We start from the raw sequence: 6686 nt of genomic DNA, 5'->3' as shown, positions 1-6686 counted from the left end.
AGGCTGATGAGGACCAGGCAGATGCCCAGGTCGAAGATCAGCGGGCCCTTGGCCCTCCGCAAAGTTATGACGACGTTCCCGTTGTCGGAGCCGCGTGAGGTCGGGAGCGCGGCGGGGTCGTGAACGCGGTTGACGCTGATGTCCCAACCGTCCAACTCTCCGGTTACTTCGACACGGGCGGGCACCTTTTTGAGGTTGTCGCCGGTACCGACGAACGCGTCAGCCGAGATCGGCTCGGTCTGGTACGAGTCGAATGGCCAGTTACCGGGATCGCCGTGCGCCTCGACCGTGGTGCTGAGTTGCGCCGGAGCTTTTCCTTTCGGGTAATGCAGGTCCCCCAGCTCACTCGTTGGATACAGGCGCACGTTAACGTCGGTGGCCAGCACATCGAAGCGATTGTCGTAGGCTGAAATCCCCGGATAAACAAGCACATTCACCGTGAGGCGATTCGCGACGGTCTTCAGCTCCTCGAGGCGCAGCTGCACGATGGTTGCATCGCCCCCGCCCTGGCTCAGGTCCAGTGGAGGAAGCGGGGCCTCTGCTTCTTGCAGCTGGTGGACGCCGAGTAGCGATAGCGCGTAGGCGGCTACGACAGTCGTCAAAACGGCGACGCCGATGATGATGCGAGGTCTCGATCTCTTTGGTTTTCCCGACGGCGGGGCCGGTATCGGATCCTCGGCCGTCGGCGGCGGAGGCGGTGTCGGCGGGGCCTCGGTGGTCATCGGTCGCCGCCGCGAGCAATACGGTGCCGTGGGCGCTGCAGTCCTTGCTGGGACCGGACTGGAACAGACCGACGAAACGCAGCTTGGCGGGGCAACACGTGGTCAGATGCTAGCGAATAGCCGCGCCGATTGCGCGGTGAAATCCCACGTCTGCGCACGTAGGGGCCTTCCGTCACCCGCCGGCCACCCGGCGTTAACTTTGCCGGGCCCGGGATCGACACCCCCGGCTGGCGCCGACGCAGCCGAGCTTTGCTAGCCGGCCGCCCAATTCGCCACACAGCGAAACCCGATGTGGGTGGTGGCGCTGTCCTGCGATTGCGGTGACCGCGCCGCCGGACGGTAGCGGTGGCAGTACTCCGGCGCGCACAGGTGCGAACCGCCCTTCAACGTCTGGTTGACGCTCGGATCCGGGGCCGTCGCGGGCCCCGATGGTGCGCAACAGGCTTTCGGCGGCTGGTCGAGCCGGTGGTGTGCGGAAAACTCGCTGGCGGTCCACTCCCAGACGTTGCCGATCATGTCGACCAGGCCGAACCCGTTGGGCGGAAACGTCCCCACCGGCGACGTGCCCACCCAGCCGAGCGCGCCGTCATTGCGGTACGGGAACCTGCCCTGCCAGGTGTTGGCCATCAGTTGATCGCCGGGCTTCTCCTCGTCGCCCCACGAATAGGTCCACGACGAATTCCCGGCGCAATCGCCGCGGGCCGCATACTCCCACTCGGCTTCGGTGGGCAGCCGCCGTCCGGCCCACCGCGCGTAGGCCAGGGCGTCGGGATATGCCACCTGCACGACCGGGTGATCCGCCCGGTCCGCGATGTCGCTGTCCGGCCCGAACGGATGGCGCCAGTTGGCGCTCGGCACCCATTCCCACCACTGCCGCCAGTCGCGCAGATCGATCGGGCCAGGCGTCGAGCGGAAGACCATCGCGCCCGGGCACAGGCCATCGGGATCTGCGCCGGGGTAAAGCGCCGGGTCGATCGGTTGCTCGGCGACCGTCACATAGCCCGTGGCGGCGACGAATTCGGCGAACTGCGCGTTGGTCACCGGGTGCCGCTCCATCGCGAAGGAACCCACGGTCACCGTGTGGATCGGCGCCTCTTCCGGATAAAAGCTCGTCGAGCCCATGCGGAAGGTTCCGCCGGGCAGGTCGACCAGTTCGGTGAGCACCCATCCAGGGTAGGACGGCCGTTATTCGACGCGCTTCAATCCGATTGTCGATACCACGTGACCATGTACAGCGCCATCGCGCCGACGAGCGCGATCAGCACCCAGATCACGAGGGCTTGGTCGATCCAAGCGCCCGGCGGTGGCGAGCCGGGAAGGAAGTTACGTATCGGGATGACGGCGAACAGCATCGCGGCGAACCACGTCACGAAGGGTGGCACGAATTTCCTCCTGCCCAACGCAATCTGGATGGCCACGGCAAACGCCAAGGTAGGCAGCGCGAAGAGGACCAGGCAGATCCCCAGGTCGAAGATCAGCGGCCCCTTGGCCCTGTGCAAGGTGATGATCACGCTGTCGGGGCGGTCCGACTCTTGGCTGGCTTCTCCGACGCGCTGGACGCTGACGTCCCAACCGTCCAGCGCCCCGGTTACTTCCACGCGGGCGGGTATGTATTGGCGAGCGTCGCCTTGGCCGACGAGGACGTCTGCCGAGAGCGTGTCGGTGGTGTAGGAGTCGAACGGCCAGTTATTGGGATCGCCATGCGCCTCGATCGTGGTGGCGACCTGCGCCGGCGACTTGCCCGCCGGATATTGCAGGTCTCCGAGGTCGTTCGGCGGGTCCATACGCACGGCGGTGTCGGTCTTCAGCACATCGAGGCGTTTGTCGTACATCGAATCCTCGGGAATCACAAGTACTTTCACCGTGAGGCGATTTGCGACGGTCTTCAGCTCCTCGAGGCGTACCAGCACAATGGTGTCGTCGGTCGCGTTCAGGTCCGGTGGCTTGAGCGGTCCCGCCGACCTGGCCAGCGTGTGGAAGCCGAACAGCGATATGGCGTAGACCGCGGCAAAAGCCACCAATATGCCGAGACCGATTATCAGGCGCCGCTTCCGCCTCGGCTCCGACGGGGTCGCGGGCGGGGGCGTTGGTGGCGTCGCGGACGGAGGTGCGGGCGGAGCCTGATGGGTCATCTGTCGCTACCTCCGTAAAGGTTCATCGAGAAGTTTGCTGGGGCCACACGCGGACAGATGTTAGTGCCTCGGCCACGGACCGTTCTCGCCGACCCGCGTCGGCAGCGGTAACTCTCGCGAACGAATATCCCGTCGCCGCGCAGCCCGGTTGATGACCAGTTCACCCATTGTTTGTTTGCCTGTTAATTCGATAGCTGTAAATGTCGACGTGTGTCGAAATCGGGGTGACCGAGGGTGCGCCCCGACACCGAGCTCGCCGCCGACGCCGGGCACCGTGGTGGTCCACGAGACCATGCGCAGAGTGCAGACTTCTCACGTCTCGCGCTTTCGAGGAGGCAATCAACGTGACGCAGAACCGATCAGCTGCCGCTGCGGGCTTGCTGGCTGCCGGTGTCCTGGTGCTCTCGGCATGCAGCAACTCCCACGCGACCCTGGCCTATACCGCCGGCGCCAAGGTTGACTGCGGCGGCAAGCAGGAATTGACGGCCAGCGGCTCGACCGCGCAGGCCAACGCGATGACAAGGTTCATCGACGCTTACCGCAAGGCCTGCTCGGGGCAGAACCTGAACTACACCGCCAACGGCTCGGGCGCCGGAATCACCGACTTCCTGGCCGGCAAGACCGATTTCGGCGGATCGGACACACCATTGCCCGGCGACCAATACGCGGCCGCCAAACAGCGATGCGGCGGCGCCGACGCCTGGAACCTGCCCGTGGTGTTCGGCCCGCTGGCCATCACCTACAACCTCGGCGCCGTCGACTCTTTGGTGCTCGACGCGCCGACACTGGCCAAGATCTTCAACGGCGCCATCACGCGCTGGGATGATCCGGCCCTCACCGCGCTGAACGCATCCATGCCCGCAGAGGACATCCGCGTCATCTACCGCAGCGACACGTCCGGCACGACCTACAACTTCCAGTCCTACCTGCAGGCCGCATCCGTTGGAGCCTGGACTCAGGGCGTGACCAAGACGTTCAATGGCGGCATCGGCACCGGCGCCCAGGGCAACGGCGGCACGGCGGCGCTCGTGAAGAACACCGAGGGCGCGATCAGCTACAACGAGTTGTCGTTCGCGCTCCAGCAAGGGCTGTATGCCGCCGAGATCAAAACCCCGGCAAGCCGCCGATCGTTACGCCCGGTGCGGATCGGCACCGACACGGTCGGCAAGACCATCAGGGGCGCCAAGATCATCGGCAACGGCAACGACCTCGTGCTCGACCTTTCGTCGTTCTACAACCCCGCCCAACCCGACGTCTACCCGATCGTCTTGGCCACCTACGAGATCGTGTGCTCCAAATACCCCAACGCCGACGTGGCCAAGGCGGTGAAAGCCTTCCTGCAGGCGGCGATCGGACCCGGCCAGATCGACCTCAACCGAATCGGCTACATCCCGCTGTCACCCGAGTTCCAGACAAGGGTCTCGAGCGCCGTGGACGCGATCAGCGGTGCGGGCGCGCCGAACGCGGAGCAATAGCTGCTCCTGCGCGTGCGGGCCGAAGTAGGGGTGTCAGGTCTTCTTCGGCTGATTTCGATCCCGGTTTCGCCACCACGCTGTCAGGAACAAGGTCATCGCAACGACCAGCCCTATCAACACCCACAGCACGATGGCCTGGTCGATCCACGAACCAAATGGTGGGCTGCCCGGAAGGATGTTGCGTAGCGGGACAATGGCGAACAGCATCGCGGCGTACCACGTTATGAACGGCGGCAAGAACGACGTCCTGCCCAACGCCATCGGGATGGCCACCCACAATGCCAACACAGGCAGGGCGATAAGGACCAGGCAGATTCCGAAATCGAAAATCAGCGGGCCCTTTGACCTCTGCAGCGTGATTGTCACGTCGTCTAGCACGTCCGGGTTGGGCTCGTCCGGATCGTGAATGCGGGTGACCGTAGCGTCCCAGCCGTCCAACTTTCCGGTCACTTCCACACGGGCAGGAGCTTTTTCGCGGTTTTCTCCAGAACCTGTGAACACGTCGGCCGCGATTACTTCCGTTTTGTACGAGTCGAACGGCCAGTTACCGGGATCGCCATGCGCCACGATGGTGGTGCTGACTTGGGCCGGCGCTTTTCCTGCCGGGTATTGCAGGTCTCCCAGGTCGTTATCGGGATACAGCCGCACGGCCGCGTCGGTGGTCAGCACGCCGAAGTTCTTGTCGTACAGTGAATCCTTCGGGTAGACAAGCGCATTCACCGTCAGGCGGTTAGCGACGGTATCCAACTTCTCGACGTGCACCTGCACAACGCTGTCCTCGGCCTCGAGCTTGCTGAAGTCCACCGCAGGCAGCGCGGGCGCCGATTTGGCCAACAGGTGCACCGCAAGAAGGGACAGGACGTAGATGACCAGGACGGCCACCACGATCCCGAAAGCTATTGCGATTTGCCGTCCCGTGCTCCAGACGGCGCCGGCGGCGGCGAGGGCTCGGTGGTCATTGAGGCATCACGGGGCCAGATGCTAGCAGCCAGGTAGCGATGAGAATGGGGCTTTTGAGAACCTTCGGCGCAACCGGATCGGGTACGGAAGCCATCGCCAAGCCGCGCAGGCAGTTCAGTCCCGCGAGAAGGCAAGCGCTAGTTCCCTTTCCAGATCTTGATAGGGCCTGCCCGAGAGGTCCATGGTGACCTGGGCGATGGTGCCACCGGTGAATGTGAACGGCGCCTTGTAGCGGCTTGACACTCGCGAACCGCCGTTGCGGCCGACCGTGATGCCGGCCCCCGCCAGCCCGAACGTTCCAGGGTGGGTCGTCACATCGGCGAGCGAGCCGACCACCGTGTCGTCGATGAACAGCGTGACGTCGCCGAGCGGCGTGTGGCTGTTCTGCACCGTTCCCGTCCGCGCATAGCGGACACCGAACACATGCCTGCCCAGCGGCACCGCAGCCGACGAGGAAACCAGCTGCTGGCGCTCGCCGAGGAAGTTGTAGACGTAGTGCAGGCGTCCGTCCTGGATGAACAGCACGTGCCCGCCGTGGGCGCCGCCCTGCTTGAACAGCACGCCTTCGGCGCCGGTGGTATCCACCGTCACGTCGGCCAGCACCGCGAACGAGCGTCCGGCAATCTCGGCGGCGGCGCCGATGCCGACGTCCGCGCAGTCGGGATAGTAGACGTAGCTGGTCCGCTCGCCCGCCAGGTACGGCCGGAACCGCGTCATCGTTTCGAGGAGGTTCAGGTCCGACAGCGGCAGCCCGTTGTACTTGGCGGCCTCGGAAAACCACATCGCCTTGAGCTCTTCGAGCTTGTCGGGGTTTTCGGCGGCCAAGTCGCGGCACTGGCTGCGGTCGGCCTCGATGTGAAACAGTTCCCAGCGGTCGGCGTCGAAATGCGACCAGCCGGCTGGCGTGGCCGCATGGATGGTGTTGGCGAACCAGCCTCGATGCCAGATCCCGCGGGTGCCCAGCATGGTGTAGAACTGGGTTTGCTTTCCGGTGTCGGCGCCCGGATCTCCAAGGGCGGCTTTGAAACTCACGCCGTCCAGCGGCTTCTGCGGGATGCCCTTGACGGTGCCGGGGGGTGTTACGTCCAGCAGGTCGTACACGGTCGGGGTGATATCGCAAACATTGACGTAGTTGTCACGGACCTCGCCGTGCGCCGCAATGCCGTTGGGCCACGAGATGATTGCCGTGTCGGCGATGCCGCCTTCGTGCGAGGCGTACCGCTTGAACAACTTGTAGGGCGTGTTGAAGGCCATCGCCCAGCCGATCGGGTAGTGGTTGTAGGTCTCCGGTCCACCGAGGTGGTCGAACAGCTTCATGCTCTCTTCGACGCTGTCGATGTAGCCGTTGAAGAACTTGCCCTCGTTCACCGATCCGTTCGGGCCGCCCTCACCACTGG

Annotated in this window: 4 protein-coding genes and 2 pseudogenes; 1 reads left to right on the top strand and 5 read right to left on the bottom strand. The window is 64.7% G+C overall.

Annotated elements, in window-relative coordinates; all coding sequences use genetic code 11:
- The 3 genes from ACLP4W_RS04640 to ACLP4W_RS04630 form a co-directional block, all read right to left on the bottom strand.
- Positions 1–602 (bottom strand): DUF4436 family protein (locus ACLP4W_RS04640; protein WP_442384577.1); only part of this gene is annotated, 602 nt, incomplete at its 3' end.
- Positions 603–974: 372 nt separating this feature from the next.
- Complete coding sequence (locus ACLP4W_RS04635; RefSeq protein ID WP_442384575.1) at positions 975–1886, bottom strand: formylglycine-generating enzyme family protein; 912 nt, start codon at positions 1884–1886, stop codon at positions 975–977.
- A 35-nt stretch (positions 1887–1921) separates the two neighbouring features.
- A complete protein-coding gene (locus ACLP4W_RS04630) occupies positions 1922–2854 on the bottom strand; it encodes a DUF4436 domain-containing protein (RefSeq protein ID WP_442384573.1) in 933 nt (310 codons plus the stop codon).
- Positions 2855–3198: 344 nt separating this feature from the next.
- Here ACLP4W_RS04630 and pstS point away from each other — a divergent pair, with 344 nt between their 5' ends.
- Positions 3199–4329, top strand: a complete 1131-nt coding sequence (gene pstS, locus ACLP4W_RS04625; protein WP_442384571.1) for a phosphate ABC transporter substrate-binding protein PstS — start codon at positions 3199–3201, stop codon at positions 4327–4329.
- A gap of 33 nt (positions 4330–4362) precedes the next feature.
- Here pstS and ACLP4W_RS04620 read toward each other — a convergent pair.
- Positions 4363–5288: pseudogene (locus ACLP4W_RS04620) on the bottom strand (DUF4436 domain-containing protein).
- 115 nt (positions 5289–5403) lie between these two features.
- Positions 5404–6686 (bottom strand): annotated as a pseudogene (locus ACLP4W_RS04615) (arylsulfatase); the annotation flags it as partial.

It is taken from the genome of Mycobacterium sp. (assembly GCF_052145595.1).
GTDB lineage: Bacteria > Actinomycetota > Actinomycetes > Mycobacteriales > Mycobacteriaceae > Mycobacterium.
This window is presented reverse-complemented; position numbering and strand designations above follow the sequence as displayed.